Origin of the sequence: Shewanella sp. SM95 (genome assembly GCF_025653595.1) — a bacterium.
GTDB lineage: Bacteria > Pseudomonadota > Gammaproteobacteria > Enterobacterales > Shewanellaceae > Shewanella > Shewanella oncorhynchi.
Window position 1 is genome coordinate 43,308 of sequence record NZ_JAKKSE010000007.1, and the last position, 23,371, is coordinate 66,678.

General features: G+C 46.1%; 22 protein-coding genes. All 22 read left to right on the forward strand.

Annotation, left to right across the window (positions count from 1 at the left end):
- The first annotated feature begins 74 nt into the window (after window positions 1–74).
- The 22 genes from csrD to L5M29_RS10155 all read left to right on the forward strand — a co-directional run bounded on the left by csrD (window position 75) and on the right by L5M29_RS10155 (window position 23,286).
- Entirely contained in the window at window positions 75–2,018 is a 1,944-nt protein-coding gene (csrD, locus tag L5M29_RS10050) for an RNase E specificity factor CsrD (RefSeq protein WP_263167666.1), read from the forward strand.
- A 245-nt stretch (window positions 2,019–2,263) separates the two neighbouring features.
- Window positions 2,264–3,142, forward strand: coding sequence for an MSHA biogenesis protein MshI (locus tag L5M29_RS10055; protein ID WP_263167668.1), 879 nt, complete (start codon window positions 2,264–2,266; stop codon window positions 3,140–3,142).
- Window positions 3,139–3,741, forward strand: coding sequence for a fimbrial assembly protein (locus tag L5M29_RS10060; RefSeq protein WP_263167670.1), 603 nt, complete (start codon window positions 3,139–3,141; stop codon window positions 3,739–3,741). The genes L5M29_RS10055 and L5M29_RS10060 overlap by 4 nt, the downstream gene beginning before the upstream one ends.
- Window positions 3,738–4,388, forward strand: a complete 651-nt coding sequence (locus tag L5M29_RS10065) for an MSHA biogenesis protein MshJ (RefSeq protein WP_263167671.1) — start codon at window positions 3,738–3,740, stop codon at window positions 4,386–4,388. The genes L5M29_RS10060 and L5M29_RS10065 overlap by 4 nt, the downstream gene beginning before the upstream one ends.
- Window positions 4,375–4,695: an MSHA biogenesis protein MshK gene (locus L5M29_RS10070; RefSeq protein WP_105251271.1), complete on the forward strand. Its 321-nt coding sequence runs from the start codon at window positions 4,375–4,377 to the stop codon at window positions 4,693–4,695. Before L5M29_RS10065 ends, L5M29_RS10070 begins: the two co-directional genes overlap by 14 nt.
- A 14-nt stretch (window positions 4,696–4,709) precedes the next feature.
- Window positions 4,710–6,392, forward strand: coding sequence for a pilus (MSHA type) biogenesis protein MshL (gene mshL / locus L5M29_RS10075; RefSeq protein ID WP_263167673.1), 1,683 nt, complete (start codon window positions 4,710–4,712; stop codon window positions 6,390–6,392).
- Between the two features lie 6 nt (window positions 6,393–6,398).
- A complete protein-coding gene (locus tag L5M29_RS10080) occupies window positions 6,399–7,307 on the forward strand; it encodes an ExeA family protein (RefSeq protein ID WP_263167674.1) in 909 nt (302 codons plus the stop codon).
- Complete coding sequence (locus tag L5M29_RS10085; protein WP_263167676.1) at window positions 7,304–8,617, forward strand: tetratricopeptide repeat protein; 1,314 nt, start codon at window positions 7,304–7,306, stop codon at window positions 8,615–8,617. Before L5M29_RS10080 ends, L5M29_RS10085 begins: the two co-directional genes overlap by 4 nt.
- A complete protein-coding gene (locus L5M29_RS10090) occupies window positions 8,614–10,374 on the forward strand; it encodes a GspE/PulE family protein (RefSeq protein WP_113940085.1) in 1,761 nt (586 codons plus the stop codon). Before L5M29_RS10085 ends, L5M29_RS10090 begins: the two co-directional genes overlap by 4 nt.
- A gap of 2 nt (window positions 10,375–10,376) precedes the next feature.
- Window positions 10,377–11,597 (forward strand): type II secretion system F family protein, encoded by a 1,221-nt coding sequence (locus L5M29_RS10095; protein ID WP_126491075.1) that lies wholly within the window; start codon window positions 10,377–10,379, stop codon window positions 11,595–11,597.
- A gap of 50 nt (window positions 11,598–11,647) precedes the next feature.
- Window positions 11,648–12,142, forward strand: a complete 495-nt coding sequence (locus L5M29_RS10100; RefSeq protein WP_263167678.1) for an MSHA biogenesis protein MshF — start codon at window positions 11,648–11,650, stop codon at window positions 12,140–12,142.
- Between the two features lie 76 nt (window positions 12,143–12,218).
- On the forward strand, window positions 12,219–12,836 hold the full coding sequence (locus L5M29_RS10105) for a prepilin-type N-terminal cleavage/methylation domain-containing protein (protein ID WP_263167680.1): 618 nt from the start codon (window positions 12,219–12,221) through the stop codon (window positions 12,834–12,836).
- Window positions 12,837–12,947: 111 nt separating this feature from the next.
- Window positions 12,948–13,478 (forward strand): prepilin-type N-terminal cleavage/methylation domain-containing protein, encoded by a 531-nt coding sequence (locus tag L5M29_RS10110; protein ID WP_263167681.1) that lies wholly within the window; start codon window positions 12,948–12,950, stop codon window positions 13,476–13,478.
- Window positions 13,479–13,665: 187 nt separating this feature from the next.
- The gene (locus L5M29_RS10115) at window positions 13,666–14,163 is read left to right on the forward strand and encodes a Tfp pilus assembly protein FimT/FimU (RefSeq protein ID WP_263167683.1); all 498 of its coding nucleotides are present in this window, start codon (window positions 13,666–13,668) and stop codon (window positions 14,161–14,163) included.
- Window positions 14,153–14,707, forward strand: a complete 555-nt coding sequence (locus L5M29_RS10120) for a type II secretion system protein (protein ID WP_263167685.1) — start codon at window positions 14,153–14,155, stop codon at window positions 14,705–14,707. Before L5M29_RS10115 ends, L5M29_RS10120 begins: the two co-directional genes overlap by 11 nt.
- Window positions 14,707–15,558: a PilW family protein gene (locus tag L5M29_RS10125; RefSeq protein WP_263148052.1), complete on the forward strand. Its 852-nt coding sequence runs from the start codon at window positions 14,707–14,709 to the stop codon at window positions 15,556–15,558. The genes L5M29_RS10120 and L5M29_RS10125 overlap by 1 nt, the downstream gene beginning before the upstream one ends.
- Complete coding sequence (locus tag L5M29_RS10130) at window positions 15,548–16,027, forward strand: MSHA biogenesis protein MshP (RefSeq protein ID WP_263148054.1); 480 nt, start codon at window positions 15,548–15,550, stop codon at window positions 16,025–16,027. The genes L5M29_RS10125 and L5M29_RS10130 overlap by 11 nt, the downstream gene beginning before the upstream one ends.
- Window positions 16,017–19,751, forward strand: coding sequence for a DUF6701 domain-containing protein (locus L5M29_RS10135; protein ID WP_263167687.1), 3,735 nt, complete (start codon window positions 16,017–16,019; stop codon window positions 19,749–19,751). Before L5M29_RS10130 ends, L5M29_RS10135 begins: the two co-directional genes overlap by 11 nt.
- Before the next feature lie 340 nt (window positions 19,752–20,091).
- The gene (locus L5M29_RS10140; protein WP_105251284.1) at window positions 20,092–21,141 is read left to right on the forward strand and encodes a rod shape-determining protein; all 1,050 of its coding nucleotides are present in this window, start codon (window positions 20,092–20,094) and stop codon (window positions 21,139–21,141) included.
- Between the two features lie 44 nt (window positions 21,142–21,185).
- The gene (mreC, locus tag L5M29_RS10145) at window positions 21,186–22,190 is read left to right on the forward strand and encodes a rod shape-determining protein MreC (RefSeq protein ID WP_219250668.1); all 1,005 of its coding nucleotides are present in this window, start codon (window positions 21,186–21,188) and stop codon (window positions 22,188–22,190) included.
- Window positions 22,190–22,678 (forward strand): rod shape-determining protein MreD, encoded by a 489-nt coding sequence (mreD, locus tag L5M29_RS10150; protein ID WP_105251286.1) that lies wholly within the window; start codon window positions 22,190–22,192, stop codon window positions 22,676–22,678. Before mreC ends, mreD begins: the two co-directional genes overlap by 1 nt.
- Window positions 22,679–22,680: 2 nt before the next feature.
- Complete coding sequence (locus L5M29_RS10155) at window positions 22,681–23,286, forward strand: Maf family protein (protein WP_263167690.1); 606 nt, start codon at window positions 22,681–22,683, stop codon at window positions 23,284–23,286.
- Window positions 23,287–23,371: the final 85 nt, after the last annotated feature.

Sequence of the window (23,371 nt, forward strand, 5' to 3'; positions counted from 1 at the left end):
CAACGGACAACTTTTGTTGAACTTCTGTTAAAATCGCACAAATAATTATAATAATCCTGCAGGATAGCGGATAGATGAAATTCACCCGAATGTTAACTACAAAATTAACCAGCTTTTGGTTAATGTCATTAGCCGCTATCGCCTTCGTATTTTTGCTGAGCGCTATGATGAGTTTCGTGCAGCTGACCTATAAATTTCAGCAGCAAAAAGTCGCTGAACTCGAAACTATGTTAGTGGATCAGTTCCAACACCAACCTGATTGGGAGCTAGAGGCTTGGCTACCGCCCATGCTGCTTGCTTACAATGCCGTTAATTTTCGGTTGACCTTGAAAGATGAAGTATTATTTGCCTATGAAGGCAACCTTTCTACGCAAAATGCGATGGTGTATGACCATGTGCTAGAGCCGACATCAGGCTTGCGTATGCAGTTAACCTTGACTCAGCCCTTTGAACATTACACTTTCAGTTGGTATGAAATTCTGATTTTGTTGGTCGGTATCTTAGCCGTGGCTGCCTTAGTGCGTTTTGGTTATTTATGGTTTTCACAGCAGCTCGATGGCATTGAAGAATTAGCCTTACGCAGTCGATTGATTCTGCAAGGTAAGCATGAACAAGCACTCGCTACCCCCGGAAATGGTAAACCAAGGCTGATTAACCGTGCTTTGACTAAGTTGTTAGAAGAGTTACAGGACGCACAAAAGGAGCGGGGGCGTTTCGACAAATTCATCCGTTCTAATACCTTTCTTGATGCGGAAACTCGCATTGGTAACCGACTCTTTTTGAATAATCGTCTCGACGCCCTTAGTCATAATCAGGCTATGCTTGCCCACGGGGTGATCTATTTATTAGAAATGGATGATCTGGATTTATTGCAGCAATCCCAAGGTGAAGCAGTGACGAAAGAGCTATTAAACTCGACAGTTAATGCGATAAGTCAATTGCTGCAAACTCAAGCTAATAGTATTTTTGCCCGTCGCTCCCATAATCAATTTGCCATAGTCGTGCCGCAAATCTCCTTAATTGAAGCGGATCAATTTGCCAGCAAATTACTCAAGATATGTCTAAGCCAGCCTTTGCCTGATGTTGAGAATCGCGATAACTTTTTCCACCTCGGATGCGCTTATTTTACCGCAGGCGATAATGCGGCTCAGTTAATTGAAGAAGCCGATATGGCTTTGAGGGCGGCACAATTACAGGGGAATAGTAATTGGTTTATGTATGATAAAGGCGCGATTGATGAAGAATTTGCCAAAGGCTCAGTGCGTTGGCGAAGCTTTTTAGAAAACGCATTAGTGCAAAGGCGATTTTTCCCCTTTAGCCAGCCGATAATTGATTCAGATGGTAATGAGCACCATAAAGAGATATTTACGCGGGCTCGGGATAATCAGGGGGCGTTAATCCGTGCCACACTGTTTATTCCTATGGCGAATAAATGTGGCTTAATGCCACAGGTCGAACGGCAAATTATTGAGCGGGTATTGTTATTATTGTCGAATGAATTAGCAGACGGCATATCGAATGCTCAAACAGTTAAGACATCAGCGCCGCAGATATACAGTATTAATCTGAGTTTGGATTCGCTAATGAGCCGAGCCTTCACTCAATGGCTAAAAACGACGCTATTAGAATATCGCCATCTAACCACGCGACTGATTTTCGAAGTGTCTGAAGATATCGTTATTCAACATCAAGAAAAGTTGCAGCCTAAATTAGATATGATCCGTAAAATGGGCGCGAGATTATGTGTCGATCATGTGGGTCAGCAGGTTGTCGGTACTTATTACATTCGAGAATGCCATTTTGATTTAATTAAGTTACACAGATCCATCGTGCGTCATATTCATTTACGACCAGAAAACCAATTATTTATTCGCAGTTTGATTGGCGGTTTATATCGAACGGAAGTACAAGTCTGCGCCGAAGGGGTAGAAGTCTTTGAAGAGTGGCAGACACTGCAAATCCTCGGTGTTGGCGCAGCGCAAGGAATGTATTTCAGTGAACCCATAGAGGCTAAGTAAGGGAAGTTCAGTGTTTGGGTGATTAATGTCGTCTTAGAGACAAATAGATCCTATTATTCACGTATTTATCTATAAAATACGAGCATTTGCGGCTAAACTAGCCAGTGCCAAAAATATGACGTTTGCGGTTTTTATTCTGTATCGAGCAGGTCATAGGTCAAGGAGCACTGGAGAGTGGAGTGACAGGAAGTTTGTGCAAAAGAGACTACTCAAGCTTTTAAATTCAGTTGGTTATAGGCATCTTTATGGAAAAAAGTCTTATAGGTCGATTAGCCTTTTGGCAGAAGAGAACAGAACCGACTAGCCTTGGTGTCTATGTCTGCGCCGATAAATTATGGGTTTACGCACCTGCCCAAAAAGAAAATGCTGAGCAGTGGCTACCCTTTGAGCTGAAAGATGATCACTGGTCATTGGCGTTTGCTGCTGTGGCTAAATCCTTTCCTAATGCACAGTTACAGCTGATTTTGGCTTCAGGCCTTTATCAATTACTGCTGACCGATAAACCGAATGTCGATACTATCGAGTTATCCCAAGCCTTGTTGTGGTCAATTAAAGACATGGTCACGCTACCTGTACCGCAAATCCATTTGGATTACTTTGAGTCACCCATTCCGAGTAATAAAATCAATGTTGTGGTGGTGGATAAAGCTAAGCTAGTGAGTATGGTGCAGGCCATTCATGAACAAGATTTACAACTTTTCGGTATTAGTATCGAAGAGTTAGCCGTGACTAACCTATTTAATGATGACAACCAAGCGCGTCTGGTGGTAAGCCATAATCCCGGTCAAGAATTGCTACTGACTGTGGTTAAGCAAGGTCAGCTGTATATGCAGCGTCGCGTACGCGGATTTACTCAATTGGATAAGACTCAAGCGGATGAGTTAAGTTATGGCATGGCAGACAATTTAAGCTTAGAAATTCAGCGCTCTATGGATTATTTTGAAAGTCAATTGAGACAGGCTCCGGTATCTTCTATCGAACTCCTCGCCGATGGTGCCGTGGATACTTTAGCTAAGTTAGTCTCGGCAAACTTCAATCAAGCTGTGAATGTCATTGATAAAAGCTGTGTTGGCGCGCGAATGGCGGGATTAGCCTTTGCTGAATTTTATCGAGGTACAGAGTGATTAAATACCGAGTCAATCTTTACACTCCTTCATTATTGCCCCCGAAGCAAAGATTAACCTTTGCGCGTTTAAGTGCTTACGCCTTGGTTTTTGCGATCTTATTTGCTGTTTTAGGTGGTTATAGCTATTGGCAAGTCAGTGAGTTACAACAGGCCCAGCAGTTGGCTGCCCAACAAAAGCAGCAATTCGATACCCAAAAACAGGCATTAGAAGCACAAATTGCTGCGCGTAAACCCGATGCCGATCTTGTTGCGCGAGTCGATTTAGCGGCACAACAGTTAGAGCTGAAGCAATTACTCATGGGAGAATTGAGTCTTAGGACTTCTTTAACTAGCCGTGGTTTTGCGCCAGTTCTTAAAGATTTAGCCGTCGTGTCGGATGCGAGTGTTTGGCTTAGTTATATCGTCATTAATGAGCAAGATTTTATGTTCGAAGGTTTTGCCGACCATCCTCAAAGCATTCCGCAGTGGATTGGCAAACTTAAAACTACGCAGACTTTAAAGGGGCAAGCTTTCTCGTCGATGAGCATGGATCGCGGTGAAGATAAACCTTTGGCCTTTACCTTGAAAAGCGATAACAAGGAGGAAGCCGCGCAATGAAGCAAAAGTTAGCCCAATTAGGACAACAGTTTGATGCGCTAAGTCGCCGTGAGCGAGTGTTGATCTCAGTCGCCATTCTGGCCGTGGTCGGCATGCTGAGTTATTTACCTTTAGAGTCCCTGTGGAAAACCCATGTGGCTGTTTCACAACAGCTAAAAGCCTTAGAGCAGGAAAACGCGATTTCGGCTCAGCAGGTTGACTTGTATCAGCAACGTTTAGCGTTAGATCCCAATCAAGATTACCAACAGCGTTTAGTGTTGTTGCAGCAACAAAATCAAGCCCTAGATGCCCAGCTCGATGAGCAGATGGTGGATATGGTACCGGCAGACTATATGCCGCAGTTGCTGGGTAATTTACTAGGACAAGTGCAAGGGATTAAATTAATTAAGTTTATGTCGATAGCGCCCATCCCTTTGTTACCCGTGGGTAAAGAGAAAAAACTCAATCTATATAGCCATGGTATTCGCTTGAGTCTAGAGGGCGATTATTTTTCTGTGTTGCGCTTTGTTGAAGCCGTTGAGGCCATGCCAGATAAACTTTATTGGAAGCGTCTCGACTATAAAGTCGCAGAATATCCAAAAGCGACCGTTGAGATTGAACTTTATACCTTGAGTATTAATAAGGACTTTATCAGTGTTTCTAAATAAGTCTTATATTATCAGTGTGTTGTTATTGGTTAGTAGCCCTATGGTATCTGCTGAATCGCTGCGCGACCCGACTTTGCCCGGTAAAGGCTTTGCTGTGCAGGGTCATGCGAGTCAAACGCAGGATCAGGCGCTTGTACTTAACAGCATAGTAAGCTCAGGAAACACGGCTTATGCTGTGATAAATAACAAGATATTGTCAGTTGGTGACAGCGTTCAGGGGCTGAGTATCGTTAAAATTACCCCCACTTATGTATCGCTGTCTGATGGACGGAAATTGACATTGTTTCAAGCAATAACAGAGAGATAGGGAATACACCTCAGATGAAAGCGATTAAATACTTTACACCTCTGCTCTCACTTTGCCTTGTGGCGTGTCAGACCACAAATAGGCCACAGCCGGAGGCGAGTAAGGCGGAATTAGCGGCCTCAATGGCGACGGCAACGGCATCAACTACGCCACCGCCTGCGACTATGCCGGACGCGGTTCAGCGCGAATTGAATTCAGGCGCATTGCTATCAGGTTTGACCCCCACGTTGGAAACTGAGCGTCGTTTCGATGTATCAGCCCACGATGTTGATGCTAAAGTATTTTTTCCAAGCTTAGTCCAAGGTACACCGCTGAGTGTTGCCGTACATCCCGACGTGCAAGGTACGATTTCATTATCCCTTAAAGGTGTGACGTTAACTGAAGCAATTCAAGTGGTTGAAGATATCTACGGCTACGAAGTCAGTCGCGAAGGGCGCATCCTAAGAGTGTTTCCTGCTGGGATGCGTACCGAGACGTTTCCGCTGAATTATCTCTATATGGAACGCGATGGCTTATCTGTGACGTCAGTGAGTTCAGGACGGATTTCGGATAGCAATAATTCCAATAGTAATTCGAACAATAACAATTCAAACAATAGCGGCTCGAATAATAACAATAATTCGAACAGCAGTAATGGCAATAACTCGAGCAGTAATGGCGGTAGCGATAGTAGCAACGGTACTTTTATCCGTTCGCGTACTAAGACAGATTTTTGGGGGGAGTTGAAAGAGACATTATCCTCGATAATCGGCGAAACAGGTGGCGGTCGTCAGGTTGTTGTTACGCCGCAGGCGGGTTTAGTGACCATTCGTGCTTTTCCTAGTGAATTACGTCAAGTGCGTACTTTCTTAAATTCCGCAGAAAGTCATTTGCAGCGCCAAGTGATTTTAGAAGCGAAGATCCTCGAAGTCACCTTATCCGATGGTTATCAGCAAGGTATCCAATGGGATAATGTGCTGGGACATGTTGGCAATACGAATGTGAATTTTGGAACATCAGCGGGCCCTGGTTTAAACGATAAAATCACCTCGGCGATTGGTGGTGTGACCTCGCTGAGTATTAAAGGTTCTGACTTTACGACCATGATCAATCTGTTAGATACCCAAGGCGATGTGGATGTATTGTCTAGCCCAAGGGTGACTGCATCGAATAACCAAAAAGCGGTGATCAAAGTCGGTACTGATGAGTACTTTGTCACCGACGTTTCATCGACCACAGTTGCGGGTACAACGCCTGTGACCACTCCACAAGTCGAGCTTACGCCATTTTTCTCGGGCATTGCCTTAGACGTTACGCCGCAAATTGATAGTGACGGTAATGTGTTATTGCACGTGCATCCATCCGTTATCGATGTGAAAGAGCAGACTAAAGACATCAAAGTGAGTGACGCTTCGTTGGAGCTACCTTTAGCGCAGAGTGAAATTCGTGAGTCTGATACTGTCATCCGCGCCGCCTCCGGTGACGTAGTCATCATCGGTGGCTTGATGAAGAGTGAAAACATTGAAGTGGTATCGCAAGTGCCTTTGTTGGGTGATATTCCTTTCCTAGGTGAATTGTTTAAAAATCGTAGTAAGCAGAAGAAGAAAACTGAGCTGATTATTCTGTTAAAACCTACGGTAGTTGGCGTTGATACCTGGAAAACTGAGCTACAACGTTCTAAGACCTTATTAGATCGTTGGTATCCGGAGACAAAGTAAGCTTCTATGTATCAGAAGCATTTTGGCCTAAGCCAAGCCCCATTTTCACTGACACCCAATACCGGATTTTTTTTCGGCCTGTCGCCACATGTGGAAGCCTTGCAAGTGTTGCAAACCGCGCTGCAAACGGGCGAAGGCTTTATCAAGGTGACAGGGGAAGTGGGGACTGGCAAAACGTTGATTTGCCGCAAGCTTATCAACGAGTTGCCGAGTCAGTTTCATTGCGCATATTTGCCTAATCCTTATCTCACTCCTACTGAATTACGTTGGGCGGTAGCGAGTGAGCTGGGCCTTAAATACACCAGCAATATCGACCAGCAGCAACTCACTGGACTTATTCAACAGCAGCTTTTAGCCTTGAGCGCCCACGGGCACGCCATCGTATTGGTACTCGATGAAGCGCAGGCATTGCCGGACGACAGTCTTGAGGCGCTGCGGTTATTCACTAATCTGGAAACCGAGACACGCAAATTATTACAGGTAGTGTTATTTGGGCAACCCGAGCTCGATGACAGGCTTAAACGCCAAGAATTTAGGCAATTAAGACAGCGTATTACTTTTAGCTACAACCTTCGCCCACTGACATGGGATGAAACCGACGCTTATATTCGCCACCGATTAGCTATCGCTGGGCGTGCGGGCGAATCACTCTTTACATCACGGGAAACACGTCAGATAGCCTATGCGTCCCGAGGGATCCCCAGATTGATCAATATTCTTGCCCATAAAGCCTTGTTATTGAGTTTCGGCGAAGGCGCTACTCGTGTGCAAACCTCCCACGTTAAAGCCGCAATTCAAGACACCGAAGATGCAAGTGTTCGCCGATTATTATCGTGGAAATGGTTGCCTTTTTTCACGTTGATGACAGTGGCTTTCGGTTTGGGATTACAACACTTTTTCAGGGGTGTTGTATGAGCGTGATCAACAAGATGCTGCAGGATCTCGACAAGCGTCAGCAGGGGCATGAGCTCAGCAACGTGGCTCAGCCACAGGTGCAATATTTAGCTCGCAGGCGGACTCCGTTTAATGGGCTGCTGCTCTGTGGTGTGTCATTGCTATTCGGTGGCGGCGCGGTTTATGGCTGGCAACTTTTCATGGCAAAGCCTGCTGAAGCGACTATTTCGGCTCAAACAAATGGGCAAAATGAATCTACTCAGACTCAAATCGAGCCTGTGCAGGTAGACAAGATTACTTCGAGGCAGCCTCCAGCAAGCGTCGTTGTCGTCGAAGAACCGCTTAACGTTGCGACTACACAGGAGTTTACGACTAAGAGTGAAGAGCTTGAACCCAGTGTCGACGACGTTGTACTTAATCAGCCGCAAGAATTTGAATCAGAAAACGAGGTTGAACAAGAGTCACAACGGCAACAAGATGAGAGCTCAGCACTCGCAGATGACCTAGTCGATACGGCAAGCGAGCCAAGCCATTCACAGTCAAATCGTGTGACATCGAGTGTGCGAAGCGCCGAGGTCACTGCTGCCGCACCCTCTGCATTAATGATGTCAGAACGTGCCAGTGTTGCCGCCGATAATGACCGTAACGCGAGCAATGAGCTTAAAGTACAAGAAGTTAAAGCAGATGCTGGCGCTAATCGACTCATGCCCCAAGAGCAAGGGCAAATGGCGATTACTGAGGTGAAGTTGACCCCAAAGCAGCTGGCGCAGAAGCGGTTCACATTAGCGAATGAGGCTGAAAGGGATGGCAAACTCAAAGATGCCATTAGTTATTATGAGCAAACATTAGGCTTTGATCCCAGTATGCATGAAGCGCGCAAGCAGTTAGCTGCGCTGCATTATGGGCAAGGTCAATTAGCCAAAGCCAGTGAAGTGTTACAGCAAGGCATGCTGTTATTCCCACAGCAGTTAGACTTTGCCTTATTGCTTGCTCGGGTTCAGCAAGCCTCTGGCCAGGCTGATCTCGCATTAGTGACGTTAGCTAACATACCTGACACGCATCCACTGGCGAGACAAAAGTGGATGGCACAATCGGATTTGGCGCAAAAGTTAGGACAGTTTTCGTTGTCAGAACAAGCCTATAGACAATTATTGCAACAAGAACCTCAACAGGCTAAATGGTGGATGGGGCTGGCCTATGCGCTCGATTCGCAGCAGCAATTTCCCCAAGCACGCCAAGCCTATCGGACTGCTTTAGGCCATAGAGGCTTATCGGCGCAGGCGAGTGCCTTTATTGAACAACGTTTGACTCAGCTAGGAGATAGCCAATGAAACCCAGATTAAAAATGCGTTTGGGCGATCTGTTAGTTCAAGAAGCCATTATTACTGAAGCGCAGTTGCAACAGGCGTTGGCCGAGCAGCGCAATACGGGCAAAAAACTGGGCCGAACCCTCATTGATCTACAATCAATTACCGAACATCAGTTACTGCAGTTCTTGTCGCAACAATTGAATGTGCCTTTGCTGGATATCAGTAAAATGCCAATCCCTGCGGAAGTGGTGCATCTTATTCCTGAGGTGCAAGCACGACGTTTCCGCGCTTTAGCGGTTGAAGACCGGGGCGATAGCGTATTGGTTGCAATGAGCGACCCCGCGGATTTGCAGGCGCTCGATCACCTCGAAATGCTTATCGCACCTAAGCGTTTGAAGTTAGCGGTAGCGCCCGAGCAGCAACTGCTGCAAGCGTTTGATAACTTATATCGCCGTACAGACCAAATTGCACAGATCGCCGGTAAGCTCGAAGAAGAATACGCCGCCGATGAGATGTTCGATTTAGCCAGCCTCACGTCGGGTGACAGTGACAATGAAACCACAGTGGTTAAGTTGCTGCAGTCGATTTTTGAGGATGCGGTGCAAATGCGCGCCTCGGATATTCATATCGAACCCGGTGATAAAGCCTTACGTATTCGCCAGCGTATCGATGGTCAGCTACATGAAACGATTCTGAATGAAGTTAATATTGCCGCGGCTTTAGTATTACGACTTAAGTTGATGGCGGGTCTCGATATTTCCGAGAAACGTTTGCCGCAGGATGGTCGTTTTCATATGGAAATCAAAGGTCATCATATCGATGTGCGTATGTCGACTATGCCGATTTACCACGGCGAATCTGTGGTGATGCGTTTACTCGATCAATCGGCGGGTTTATTGACCTTAAACGAAACCGGTATGCCGCCTGCTATTTTGGCGCGTATTCGTAAACAGATTAAACGTCCCCACGGCATGCTACTGGTCACAGGTCCAACGGGTAGCGGCAAAACGACCACCTTGTACGGTATTTTGAGTGAGCTCAATACCGCCGACCGTAAGATCATCACGGTCGAAGATCCGGTCGAATATCAATTGCCGCGGATCAACCAAGTACAAGTTAACCATAAGATTGGCTTAAACTTTTCAAATGTATTACGCACCACCTTACGTCAAGACCCCGATATCATTATGGTGGGGGAAATGCGTGACCAAGAAACCGTGGAGATTGGCCTTAGGGGCGCATTAACGGGTCACTTTGTGCTATCGACCTTGCATACCAACGATGCGGTCACCAGTGCGCTGCGTTTACTCGATATGGGCGCTGCGAGTTATTTAGTTGCTAGTGCCTTAAGGGTGATTATTGCCCAGCGTTTAGTGCGCCGTGTCTGCCATAACTGTGGGGTAGAGTATCAACCGACACCGCAGGAAAAAGCCTGGCTGAGTAGTGTGAGCCGTAAAGATTTTACCCATGCGAATTTTAGAATTGGCACGGGTTGCCAGAGTTGTAATGGCAGTGGTTATCGTGGCCGTATTGGTATTTTTGAAATTCTCGAGCTAGATGAAAAGATGATCGATGCTATGCGTACTGGTAATCCGCAGGATTTTGCCAGAGCCGCGTTGCAGAGCCCTAACTTCACCCCACTCGCTGAGTCAGCTTTGCAATATCTGAGCGAAGGCATGACGACGATTGAAGAGGTTGCTAAGTTGGTGGAAGACGTGAGTGAATCTCAGATACCTTTGTCGAAGGATATTATCAGCCAACAAGGCGTTGAGGCGTAATTATGCCAATTTATCAATACCGTGGACGCAGTGGTCAAGGTCAATCCGTTACGGGACAATTGGATGCCGCGTCGGAAAGTGCCGCTGCTGACATGCTATTGGCGCGTGGCATTATCCCCCTTGAAGTCAAAGTCGCCAAAGTGGCTAAGTCGTTCTCATTGACTAAGTTATTTGGTGGCAAAGTCGCGTTAGAAGAATTACAGATTTTTACCCGACAAATGTACTCCTTGACCCGTTCTGGCATTCCTATTTTGCGGGCGATTGCAGGCTTATCTGAAACGGCGCATTCCCAGCGAATGAAAGATGCGCTTAATGATATTTCAGAGCAGCTCACCGCAGGGCGACCCTTGTCATCATCTATGAATCAACATCCTGATGTGTTTGATTCTTTGTTTGTTTCTATGGTGCACGTGGGGGAGAACACGGGTAAGTTAGAAGATGCCTTCATTCAACTTTCAGGTTATATCGAGCGTGAGCAAGAGACGCGGCGACGAATTAAATCGGCCATGCGTTATCCCATGTTTGTATTGATTGCGATTGCGCTCGCTATGGTGATCCTCAATATCATGGTGATCCCTAAGTTTGCCGAGATGTTTTCTCGCTTTGGCGCCGACTTGCCGTGGGCGACAAAAGTGTTGATTGGTACATCAAATCTATTCGTGAATTATTGGGCGCTGATGTTGGTGGCGCTGATTGGCACTATTATTGGTATTCGTTACTGGCACCATACGGAAAAAGGCGAGAAGCAGTGGGATAAGTGGAAGTTACACATTCCCGCTGTCGGGTCGATTATTGAGCGTTCGACTTTAGCCCGTTATTGTCGCAGTTTCTCTATGATGCTCAGTGCGGGCGTACCGATGACGCAGGCCTTAAGTTTAGTGGCCGACGCGGTAGATAATGCCTACATGCACGACAAGATAGTCGGTATGCGCCGTGGCATAGAGTCTGGCGACTCTATGCTGAGGGTATCGAATCAGAGCAAGTTATTTACGCCACTAGTGCTGCAAATGGTGGCTGTGGGTGAAGAAACGGGGCAAATCGATCAATTACTCAATGATGCGGCAGATTTCTATGAGGGCGAAGTAGACTATGATTTAAAGAACCTCACCGCGAAATTGGAGCCAATTTTGATCGGTTTTGTGGCCGTGATTGTCTTAGTGTTGGCCTTGGGGATATACCTGCCAATGTGGGATATGCTCAATGTGGTCAAAGGCGGTAAGTAAGCGATATGGATAATATTTATTTCCTATCTTATACGTGGGACTGAGGTTAAATGCAGACTCAGCAAAAGGCTGAAAGCGATCTATTACGTATCTATGGACGTATGATCGCCATTGGAATTGTGTTGGTTATCATGGCGGTGATCGGAGCTAAGTACTTTTTTACGCTACCGCAAATAGCGGCTCGTGGATTGGAAGTGGAACACGCCCGTTTTTTAAATGTGCTAGTGATGGTGCGTTCCCAGTGGTTGTCTTTGGGTAAGCCGGCGCAATTGCAGTTGAACTGGGAGGTGTTTGATAATCTCTCCCCAGAAACTGAGTCGAGTGTTGTCGATATCAATGATTTAGGATGGCCACAACCTAAGCACCTAAATGATCAAGGCTGCCAAGATTTGTGGCAAGAGTTAATGGGCGCTGAAACTGATAATTTGGGTCTAGAGGCGGATTATTTGGCTAAGGATAATAGCTGCCACTATCGATCTAAAAATGGCGATAGTTTAGGCTATCAACTGAACTCTGGCAGGGTCATTTTTTTGACTGCTCCGTAAAATATTGTTAACTCAATGGCTTTTTAAAATTGATTTAACTGTTAGAATAAAATTTCTGAGGTCTGGGGACATATATATGAAAACTAAGCAAACAGGGTTCTCATTAATCGAACTTGTGATTGTGATTGTGATTTTGGGTTTACTCGCCGCAACGGCGATCCCACGATTCTTAAATGTCACCGATGATGCTGAAGATGCCAGTGTTGACGGTGTTGCGGGTGGTTTATCGACTGCAGTTAGCTTTGTGCGTTCTCAGTGGGAAGTTGATGGGCGTCAAAATAGCAGCGTTATCCTCGACGGTACGTCAGTTTCTCTCGATCCACGTTTTGGTTATCCTACAGGGACTTCCGTGACGGATGTGACAGCGATGACGGATGCGAGTTGCCAACAAGTATTTAATACCGTGCTGCAGAGCGCTCCTCGTAATGTGATCTACACTCAAGATGCGCGTAATCAACGTTATACCGTGCGCGTGATTGATGGTGCAGGTGGTAGCGCTAATTCGATTACAGGCACTGTCGTTGCTGGTTTAGATTTATGCGTTTATCACCAAGTGGCTTCACTGGTGCTAAATCAAACGAATGGTGTACCCACTCCTGCCCCTGATTTAACAACGGTAGGTGCTAAGGGAATTGTGTATAACCCAGGCACAGGCAGAGTGTTAAGCTTCACTCAAACACCATTTGTACCATAGGCCGTAATTAATAGTTTTATTTTGTTCATGTTTTAAGTAGCTTAGTTCAGAAGTGACTTAACTTAATTAGTACTCACACGAGTACTCACTGATAAAGAAAGGTAGTTTGATATGAAAAGACAACAAGGTTTTACCTTAATTGAATTAGTCGTAGTGATCATTATCTTAGGTATTCTTGCTGTCACAGCGGCACCTAAGTTTATTAATCTGCAAGGTGATGCACGTGCTTCAACTATTCAAGGAATGAAAGGGGCTATTCAAGGTGCCAATAGCTTAGTTTATTCAAAAGCTGCACTAGCAGGTAAAGAGACAAAAGCAACTGATACATTGGATATCGCAGGTACTAGCGCAACTACCGATCATGTCGCCATTGTTTATGGCTACATGGACGCTACTCAAGCAGCCCTAGAAGCAGGTATGGATGTTAAATTTGATCTTGCCACTGCGACCTCAGGTACCAATGATTGGATTATCGATGCAACTACAGGTACCCCTAACACAGCAACCATTCGTCAACGTGGCGCTCCTGCTGATGTAGCTGCTGCTGGCTCTGAACCAGCGAAAAGCTGTAAGATTGTTTACACTGCAGCAGCAAGTGCAGGTGCCTTGCCAACGATTACTGTTACAGATAATGGTTGTTAATTTGAATTACTGGAAAAGGCCTGCCTAGCAGGCCTTTTTTTTAGGTAAAATGCAGTTGTTACATGATTTTAAAGAAATGAGTTTGCCAATAATTTGCCGACATTTATTTGCGTTAATCAGATAGTTGGCAGAAACTGAAGCTAGATTCTAGCGCCTAGATTCTCACCATCAGCAACCAAAGCGAGTGATGCTTAAATTCTCTATGTCAAAACAGGCCGGATTTACTTTAGTAGAATTAGTAACGACCATCATCTTGATTTCAATTCTTGCTGTGGTTGTACTGCCACGCCTGTTTACTCAGTCTTCCTACAGTGTGTATAGTTTACGTAACGAGTTCATTAGCGAGCTGCGTCAAGTACAGCAAAAAGCGCTCAATAATACCGACAGGTGTTTTCGTGTAACCGTTTCTGGCACTGGCTATCAAGTGAGTCAATTCTCTACCCGAAATGGGGCGGTTTGTTCTGGTCCCGCATTATCGCCAAACCCGCTTTATACCCAAGCTTTTCAAGGTGGTGCTCAATTAGTGCTAGTAGGCCCTAACAGTACTAATATCAGCAACTTCAGCCTCGATTTCGATATCGATGGTAGCACTTCGTTGGCTTGTAATGGGCCATGCATTAATGTGATTGCTAATGACACTGTGATGATTAACGTCTCCTCCGAGGGCTATATTTATGCGAATTAATCCTCGGTTGCTATTGGGCAAAGCATCAGTAAAAGCATCCCAAAAAGCCAAACCACAGCAGGGTTTTACCCTTATCGAATTAGTGATTGGCATGTTGGTGATTGCCATTGCGATAGTGATGCTAACCAGTATGTTATTCCCCCAAGCTGATCGTGCGGCCAGTACCTTACATAGAGTACGCAGTGCTGAGCTTGCACATTCGGTGATGAATGAAATCTGGGGCAAGCGTTACGATCAAAACACCAATGCCAATGGCGGCACGCCCGCCTGTGGTAGTCCGCTCGGTAGTAATTGTTCAACGTCATTAGGCCCTGAGTTCGGTGAGAGTCGCAATAACTTTAACGATGTGGACGATTACAACGGCTTAAATGAAACCGCGACTATGCTCAACTCAACCCAAACCTATGCAAATGCTTATCCTAACTATCGCTTAAGCGTCACCGTTGCTTATGGCGCAGTGTCCAATACTAAGCTAGTGACGATTAATGTGACTACGCCCGACAACGAAGTGATTACTTACAATATGGTGAGGAGTAATTACTGATGGCCTCACCTTTATCTACGGTTAATAAAAAATCCACACTAGGTTTTACCTTGGTCGAGATGGTCACCGTTATCTTGATTCTGGGGATTCTCGTGGTCGGGGTGAGTAGCTTTATTATTTTTGGTACGCGGATTTTTGTGGAGTCGAGTTCAGTCGATCAGGTACTCAGTCAGAGCCGTTTTGCCGTTGAGCGAATGACCCGTGAGCTACGTAGTGCTTTGCCCAACAGTGTGCGTCTTAATAGCGATTCGCTGACCTATCAATGTGTTGAATTTGTACCGATCGAGGCCAGCACGACTTATCTTGCTATGCCAATTATCCCCGCTGCGGCCGCGAGTACTGGCATAGTTATTCTAGATAATACCGCGAGTGCGATTCGCGTGAATCAATTCGCTTGGATCTATCCCTTGGTTGACGCCGATGTGTATAGCAGCGCGAGACAAAAACGAGCACAGATTAAAACACCTCCTCTGACCTTGGCTAATCAAGTGACACTGACTTTTACTGCGCCAACACGTTTTGCCGAAGCATCACCACGACAAAGGATCTATTTTGGTTCGAGTCCTGTGAGCTATTGCTTTGAAAAGGGGGCAAGCGGTAATGATTTGCAAATAGTGCGTTATGCTGGTTATAACTTTAATACCGTTCAACCAAATCCAGCCACTATGGGCACGGGCGTGCTAATGGCGCAAAGTGTGGCAAATGTTTTAAATAATGGTGCTGATTTACCGCTGATTTTAACGCCATCTAGCCTAGTGAATAATGCCATGGTGCATTTACAACCGCGGTTTAATGTAAATGGTGAGACGTTCCAATATCGACATCAAGTGCAGGTGATCAATGTCCCTTAATTCACATTGTCGCTCGGTAGGGCGTAACTCAGCATCCAGATCATCACTATCAAGATCGTCCTCTCACGCTCTGCCTGCGCGTCAACACGGCAGTGCATTGATTATTGGCGTATTTGTGATCACTGTGATGTTTCTACTGGCGTCAGCCCTGATCAATATTGTGCAGGATGGGGATACTGGATTAACCCAAGAGGTGTGGGGGACTCGTGCCTTTGCTGCCGCGAACAGTGGCGCCGATGCCGCATTGGCAACATTGTTCCCATTAAATGGTTTAGTTGGCATTTGCCCTGCAACGAGCACTTGGAATCCACCTAATGTAACTGGTTTCCATGCCTGCACTGTGACCTTGACGTGCAAAGCCTATGCGGTAGGTACCACCACCCAATATCGAATCAACAGTAAAGCAGTATGTGAAAGCGGCGAGACCCGTGTTAGCCGACAAGTTGAGGTAGAAGCTCGTGGGAATTAATCTTTTTTATCGTGCCATATTGGCAGCACTTATCTTGAGTTTTCCCTCGTCAGTGATGGCATTCGACCCTATTGACCAGACTGTTATTTTTGCCAAGGTTGCTCAAGGACACCATGGTGATAATTCTAATGTATGCCATCAAATATCATCGGCACAGCTGATGATAAACGGTAATGGCATCATTAATGGTACTGGTGGTGCTAGATTAGATTATTGTTCGAGTAACGATGGCAGCGGGCTTGCTGATAACAGTTGTGATAACGGGTCTGGTGGAGTGCGAAAATGTACTATTGATGGCAGTGATATTCGAGGGTTAAATTTAACTGGGAACAACGCTTTTTTATCGAGTAGCGGCGCTGGTGGCGGTTATGGTTCTTGTAATACTGGCGAGCAATTAACGCTTGGTGGTAATGGGCAAAGTCAGTTTAGCAATGTTTCGCTTTATTCTGCTTGTACTCTGACTCTATCGGCAACTCAAAATGAGTATCGATTTAACGCTATCGCTATTGGGGGTGGCGCGACACTCGTTTTACCTGAAGGGGACTATTGGGTAGATAGTTTTACTTTGAATCAAGATGCTAAGGTGATTTTGCAAGGCAATGTCCGCATTTTTATAAAGCAACAGTTTGAATTAAATGGCAGTAAATTCAATGAAAATAATGCTGCTTCTGCTCTTATTATCGGTTATAGCAATATTCAGCTAAATAGTGATGCTGTACTCAATGGGCGAGTTTATAGCGATGCAACATTAAGTCTAAATAATAACTCGATTATCAATGGCCGAGTCACCAGCCGTTATTTGGTTATGAGTAGTGGTCGTATTAATGATTATGTACCGGTATTACAGTGTTTTAATGACACTTTCTCCCAAAGTGCATTAAGTAGTGATTGGGTCGTTTCCCGTAGCAGCGGCACTTTTACTCCATCTATTCGGAGTGGTCGATTACGCTTAACCGAAGCTAAATCTGACCAATCTACGGCATCTACCTATCAAAGACTCTTTCCTGGAAAAGCTAACTTAGTGGAGATCCAGTTTGATCACTATGCCTATGGTGGCAATGGTGCCGACGGCATTGCGGTAGTGTTATCGGATGCTTCTATAACGCCGCAGCCTGGCGCCTTTGGCGGTCCATTGGGTTACGGTTATAAACCTGGTATTAATGGGTTCGCGGGTGGTTGGCTTGGGTTTGGTATTGATGAGTTCGGTAACTTCTCTGGTGAAGGCGGTAGTTCTAATGTCGGCCAGCGACGCCAGTCCGTTGCGGTTCGCGGTTCGGGTGTCGGCACGTCAGGGTATAATTATTTACGCGGCGCTTGTAGTAATGGCACTACTAATACGAACGGTAGTTGCTTATCGCCTGCGGTAGACGGCAATAATGTGTCGCCTGCGCACAGGTATAAAATCACAATTGATTCGCAAGCCGCGAATCAATCTATTGTGAAAATTGAGCGTAATACAGGTTCTGGTTTTGTGACTTTAGTTCCCGCATTTAACGCCGCAGCACAAAATGGTCAGGCGGCCATTCCAAGTGATTTTTTATTGTCTTTAACGGGCTCAACGGGGGGCTCAAATAACAACCACGAAATCGATAACGTGCAAATTTGTGCGTTAAAATCGAATCCTATTGGTGCTCAGATCGATCATTTTGAGTTTGATCATACGGGTCAAGGTCTGACCTGTAATGCTGAGACGGTAACGATTAGAGCCTGTGCAAATGCGAGTTGTAGTCAACTCTTTACTGCACCTCTTAGCGCAATCTTATTACCTGATTCTGCGGCAGATGGCGTATGGGTTGGCGGTAATCAAGTGAGTTTTAGCGGTGGCACGGCGCAACTGCAACTGAGGCGAAATACTCCCGGTGTAGTGACTTTAGGCGTGAAGGGCTCTAATCCCACCACTAAACCATTAAGCAAAACCCTTTGCCGTATTGGTAATGGTGGTTTGAGTGAAAACAATTGTTCACTCACCTTTGCCGACAGTGGTTTTGTATTCGATGTACCCGATAAGCGTGCGAATCGCCCCGAGCAAGCGTTAGTCAAAGCGGTGAAAAAATCCGATGTGACGAAGCAGTGTGTCCCAAGCTTCCAAAGCCAGACCAAAACGCTGAATTTCTGGAGCAGTTACCAAACGCCAAGCGCGCCTATCTCGCCTAAAGCCGTCACCATCAACAATACGGCAATTGGCACCTCGAGTGCCTCGCCTACGGCGGTGAATCTGCTGTTTGATAGCAACGGACAAGCAAGCATTTCAGTCAATTACCCTGATGCAGGTAAATTACAATTAGATGCAAAATATACAGGTACTGGTGATGAACAGGGCTTAGTCATGGCAGGTTCAGACCAATTTGTCAGCGTACCAGCGGGATTGTGTGTTAAGTCTGTAGATGCCAATGCTAGCTGCTCAAGCGCGAATATGACGTGTAATGTTTATCGTAAAGCGGGTCAAACCTTTGGCATGACGGTGCAAGCGATGGCATGGGAAAAAGATGGCGATCCGGACTTTTGTTCGGGCAACTTACCCACGCCTAACTTTAGTGATGCGCAGATGAAGCTTGCCAGTAAAGTCGTTGCGCCAAGCATTGCCAACGGCGGACTTGATGGGGCGTTAGGCGTGGCATCCTACAGCCACTCGGTGCAGGCCAATAATCTCAATACCATCAGCAATCAGACCATCAGCGAAGTTGGAGTATTCCAAATTGCAGCGCAGGCTAGCCCAAATTATTTAGGGACGGCAAGCAGCTTAAATATTCCAATTGGATATTCAGCTAATATTGGCCGTTTTGTGCCCGATAGATTTTTAATCAGTAACGTATCGGTCATACCTGCCTGTGGCGGCTTTAGCTATATGGATCAGCTGTTCCCTATGTCGATGGAGCTCAGTGCTTTAAATATCGCGGGGGATATAACGAAAAACTATTTCCCGCCATTTTCCCTCGCCACTGCCAAATTAGTGGGAGAAAACAACAATAATGGTGTCGATTTACAGAGTCGCTTAAGTGCCTTACCTATAAAGGCTGATAGTTGGAATCAAGGTGTGGCGACGGTCGATGCTTCTTACCAAGCTAACTTTAGTCGGGTGACCCCAAATGTGGCGACGAATCTGTATCAGGATGGCCCCTTCGAGCTGCTCGATATTGGCGTGCAATTGATGGATAACGATCCTCGGCCGAATGGGCTTTACAGCTATGTGGCCTCACCAGACATGGATGCGGCATCAACAGGTACTTGCACTAACTGTAATGCTAAGAAAATCAGCACTCAAACCCTTCGTCATGGCCGTGTGGTGATGGATAACACCTATGGTCCTGAGACAGAAATACTGCGTATGCCGACTCGAGCCGAATATTGGAATGGCAGCAGCTGGGCCTTAAATACTGCCGATAACTGCACAACGGCAGTGTATGCCTTGGGTTCGCAGGTTGATCATTCCGCTCTGGGTTACAATTTTGATCCCGACTTAGTGGCGGGACAAAGTGTTGTGCGTTCTGGCGGGACTGCAGCATTCCGAGCTGGCCAATTTGAGTTGCTCTGGCAAGCCGTTACAACAAGTGGGTTGCCATACCGCGGCCAAGTGACGGCGCCCTTGGATGTGCCGACATGGCTAGAATGGTACTGGAATTGGAATGGCGTATCGCCAACAGCGGTCACTGAACCGCGGGCAAGTGCGTATTTTGGTCGTTATCGAGGGCATGACAAAATAATCTATTGGCGTGAGGTAAACTAATCTGAGTTATTTCTCTTATTAAATTGAACTCAGGCTTTCCCTTGAAATGGGCTGCCATTTTACTTATTGGAAGTCGACGAAAACGCTTGTAACAGATTCTAAATGCAATGCCTTAGTTTGATATTTGTTGCTGAATTGTATGTTTACTCGTTTTTTGTTGCTGATATTTTCGTCAATAAACAGTATTTTCCGCTTAAATACTGTTTTTTACGTGGCGATTTGAAAAAAAATCACTTCATTAGCGATTGTTAACCTCCTCGGTCTTGTGGAATCAGGGTGGCATTGATAAAGTTAGCTGATTTTTCTTTTCTTCTGACTCCACAGAATACAGGCTAGTTACATGTTTAAGAAGCTACGCGGCATTTTTTCTAATGATCTATCGATCGATTTGGGTACAGCTAACACATTAATTTATGTTCGTGGCGAAGGCATAGTCCTCAATGAGCCTTCTGTTGTTGCTATACGTGGTGAGCGTAGTGGCTCCGGTCAGAAATCTGTTGCCGCGGTCGGCACAGAAGCTAAACAAATGCTAGGCAGAACGCCTGGCAATATCCAAGCTATCCGCCCAATGAAGGACGGTGTTATTGCAGATTTTTATGTGACGGAGAAAATGTTGCAGCACTTTATTAAACAAGTGCACAACAATAGCTTTTTTCGTCCAAGTCCACGCGTGCTTGTGTGTGTGCCCGTTGGTGCCACTCAAGTAGAACGCCGTGCTATTCGTGAATCAGCCATGGGCGCTGGTGCTCGCGAAGTGTATTTAATTGAAGAACCAATGGCAGCTGCGATTGGTGCGGGTTTACCCGTATCTGAAGCGACCGGCTCTATGGTGGTGGATATTGGTGGTGGTACCACTGAAGTCGCGATTATTTCACTTAATGGTGTAGTGTATTCGTCTTCGGTACGTATCGGCGGTGATAAGTTTGATGATGCGATCATCAACTATGTCCGCCGTAATTACGGGAGTTTGATTGGTGAAGCTACGGCTGAGCGTATCAAGCACACTATCGGCACTGCTTATCCTGGCGATGAAGTACTTGAGATCGAAGTCCGTGGCCGTAATTTGGCAGAAGGTGTACCTCGTAGCTTTACACTGAACAGCAATGAAATTTTAGAAGCCTTACAAGAGCCATTATCTGGCATCGTAAGTGCTGTGATGGTGGCGTTAGAACAATCTCCACCAGAATTAGCTTCAGATATTTCTGAGCGCGGTATGGTGTTAACTGGCGGCGGCGCTTTATTGCGTGATTTAGACCGTTTATTAATGCAAGAAACCGGAATTCCTGTAATGGTGGCGGACGATCCATTGACCTGCGTAGCACGTGGCGGTGGTAAAGCCCTCGAAATGATTGATATGCACGGCGGCGATCTGTTCTCCGAAGAAACCTAATTTAACTTCGGTATGGGGCGGTTAATCACCGCCTTAGCTTTCCTATGAAGCCAATTTTTGTTCGTGGTATTTCAAACCAATTCCGTCTGACACTGGCAATTATTTTGTCGGTGGCTTTGCTCGTGGCTAATCATCGCCTCGATCCTGTACGGCAATCGTTATCCTCTTTTTTTAGTCCATTGCAGTATTTAGCGAGCGTACCCGGTGTTGCGCTTGACTGGTCGTCTGAAAGTTTTGCCACCCGCAATATGTTAGCGTTGCAGAATAAAGAGCTGCTCAGGCAGCAATTGCTGATGAGTGAACGCTTACAGCGTTTCGAACACTTACGCCAAGAAAATGAACGTTTACGCGCACTGTTGGGCTCACCAGCCTACCTTGATTCGCGCAAAATGGTGGCTGAAGTATTGGAGGTTGCTAGCGATCCTTTCCATCACTATGCGGTGCTAAACCATGGTTCACGCAGTGGTGTATTTGTTGGGCAGCCTGTGGTCGACGCCCAAGGGGTTGTTGGCCAAGTGGTACAAGTCAGTGAAATGACCAGTAGGGTGTTATTGCTCTCCGATGTATCACACGGATTACCTGTGCGTATCACCCGTAATGATGTGCGCCTTGTTGCCAATGGTACGGGTGAGCTAGATGAAATAGAGCTGCGCCATGTGGCCAAGAGTACCGATATTCGTGTCGGCGATTTGCTGGTCACCTCAGGTTTAGGGAATCGTTTCCCGGAAGGTTATCCGGTCGCGCGGGTTATGGAAGTGTTGACTGAAGATGGTCAAAGTTACGCTCGAGTCACCGCCCAGCCTTTAGCGGCGTTAGATCGTATTCGTTATTTATTGTTGATTTGGCCATCCCCCGATTCTGGTGTGACTTTACCGAGTCAGCCTACCGTGCCTGCTGCGGATCATTCATCGAGCGATAATGTACCAAAAGCAGATAGCGCTGTTCCTGCTGGCGGAAGTGTCACGCCAGCAGAGGCTTCTAAACCTGTGACCGCGCCTGCGACCAAACCGTCAACGGAAACCACTCCTCCTATGGCTGAGGTGCATTAATGAGTTTTCAGGCCGCCAATGGGCGCTTTATTGTTTGGGTGACATTATTTATCGGCGTGATCAGCCAGATCATGCCTTTGCCAAGTGCTGTTGATGCTTGGCGTCCAGACTGGCTATTAATGATTGTTCTCTATTGGTCTATCGCATTACCCCACAGATACAACATCTTAACCGCATGGGTTTTAGGCCTAGTATTAGATATTTTATTGGGAGCCACCTTAGGAGTGCGCTCTTTAGCCATGTCTTTGGTTATTTATATCGCTATCTTGCATTGCCAGCGTTTGCGAAACTTCCCTCAATGGCAGCAGTCGTTAGTGATCATGCTACTGATTTGTATTTATCACTTAGTGATTTACTGGGTGGAATTTGTGATGCAAGAGGCTGTTTTCAAAACAGATCTATTTTTACCTGCGATTTCAGGATTAGTGATCTGGCCTTGGATATTTTGGATTTTACGTCGGGTTCGACGTCATTATAAGGTTCGTTAACTGTGGATTTAGTTTTAGCTTCAACTTCGCCACGTCGTAAAGAATTATTGGCACAGATTGGATTCGGTCGTCCTGAGTTTAGTTTCACGCAAGTGGCACCGGATATTGATGAAACTGTGCAACAGGGCGAAGCGCCAAGGGATTATGTACGACGTTTAGCCGCTGAAAAAGCCCAAGCTGGACTGGCATTATGCGCAGATATGTCACAGCCTGTTGTATTAGGTTCTGATACTATCGTAGTGCTTGAAAATCAAATATTAGGTAAACCGCTAGATGTGGCCGATGCTAAGCAAACGCTCAGTGAACTGTCTGGCCGAACGCATACTGTGATGACGGCTGTGGCACTGACCTACAAAGCAGGCGAGTCTGACTCAACCTTAAAAACCTCAGTGCGCTTAGTTGAAACACAAGTGCGTTTTTGCGCTTTATCGACAGCTGACATTGAGGCTTATGTGGCTTCAAAAGAGCCTATGGATAAGGCGGGCAGTTATGGCATTCAAGGGCTCGGCGGTTGCTTTGTGGCTGCAATTGAAGGCAGTTATTCTGGCGTTGTAGGTTTACCTCTGGTTGAAACGCGTGAGTTGTTAGCCGAAGTTGGCTTTATTTAACAGCTGCTGGTTGCTTATATTGCGATTTTAGCTTGAGGTTAGAATGAACCTTATTGGCGTTTAGGGCTCTGAATCGAGTACTCCA

What these genes read in the sequence shown, in the direction of transcription:
- L5M29_RS10065 (WP_263167671.1), top strand. Translation starts at nt 3,738, where the DNA reads ATGAAGCAAAAGTTAGCCCAATTAGGACAACAGTTTGATGCGCTAAGT.
- csrD (WP_263167666.1), top strand. Translation starts at nt 75, where the DNA reads ATGAAATTCACCCGAATGTTAACTACAAAATTAACCAGCTTTTGGTTA.
- L5M29_RS10105 (WP_263167680.1), top strand. Translation starts at nt 12,219, where the DNA reads ATGAAAACTAAGCAAACAGGGTTCTCATTAATCGAACTTGTGATTGTG.
- mreD (WP_105251286.1), top strand. Translation starts at nt 22,190, where the DNA reads ATGAGTTTTCAGGCCGCCAATGGGCGCTTTATTGTTTGGGTGACATTA.
- mshL (WP_263167673.1), top strand. Translation starts at nt 4,710, where the DNA reads ATGAAAGCGATTAAATACTTTACACCTCTGCTCTCACTTTGCCTTGTG.
- L5M29_RS10140 (WP_105251284.1), top strand. Translation starts at nt 20,092, where the DNA reads ATGTTTAAGAAGCTACGCGGCATTTTTTCTAATGATCTATCGATCGAT.
- L5M29_RS10110 (WP_263167681.1), top strand. Translation starts at nt 12,948, where the DNA reads ATGAAAAGACAACAAGGTTTTACCTTAATTGAATTAGTCGTAGTGATC.
- L5M29_RS10055 (WP_263167668.1), top strand. Translation starts at nt 2,264, where the DNA reads ATGGAAAAAAGTCTTATAGGTCGATTAGCCTTTTGGCAGAAGAGAACA.
- L5M29_RS10115 (WP_263167683.1), top strand. Translation starts at nt 13,666, where the DNA reads ATGCTTAAATTCTCTATGTCAAAACAGGCCGGATTTACTTTAGTAGAA.
- L5M29_RS10120 (WP_263167685.1), top strand. Translation starts at nt 14,153, where the DNA reads ATGCGAATTAATCCTCGGTTGCTATTGGGCAAAGCATCAGTAAAAGCA.
- L5M29_RS10100 (WP_263167678.1), top strand. Translation starts at nt 11,648, where the DNA reads ATGCAGACTCAGCAAAAGGCTGAAAGCGATCTATTACGTATCTATGGA.
- L5M29_RS10085 (WP_263167676.1), top strand. Translation starts at nt 7,304, where the DNA reads ATGAGCGTGATCAACAAGATGCTGCAGGATCTCGACAAGCGTCAGCAG.
- L5M29_RS10090 (WP_113940085.1), top strand. Translation starts at nt 8,614, where the DNA reads ATGAAACCCAGATTAAAAATGCGTTTGGGCGATCTGTTAGTTCAAGAA.
- L5M29_RS10095 (WP_126491075.1), top strand. Translation starts at nt 10,377, where the DNA reads ATGCCAATTTATCAATACCGTGGACGCAGTGGTCAAGGTCAATCCGTT.
- L5M29_RS10125 (WP_263148052.1), top strand. Translation starts at nt 14,707, where the DNA reads ATGGCCTCACCTTTATCTACGGTTAATAAAAAATCCACACTAGGTTTT.
- mreC (WP_219250668.1), top strand. Translation starts at nt 21,186, where the DNA reads ATGAAGCCAATTTTTGTTCGTGGTATTTCAAACCAATTCCGTCTGACA.
- L5M29_RS10130 (WP_263148054.1), top strand. Translation starts at nt 15,548, where the DNA reads ATGTCCCTTAATTCACATTGTCGCTCGGTAGGGCGTAACTCAGCATCC.
- L5M29_RS10080 (WP_263167674.1), top strand. Translation starts at nt 6,399, where the DNA reads ATGTATCAGAAGCATTTTGGCCTAAGCCAAGCCCCATTTTCACTGACA.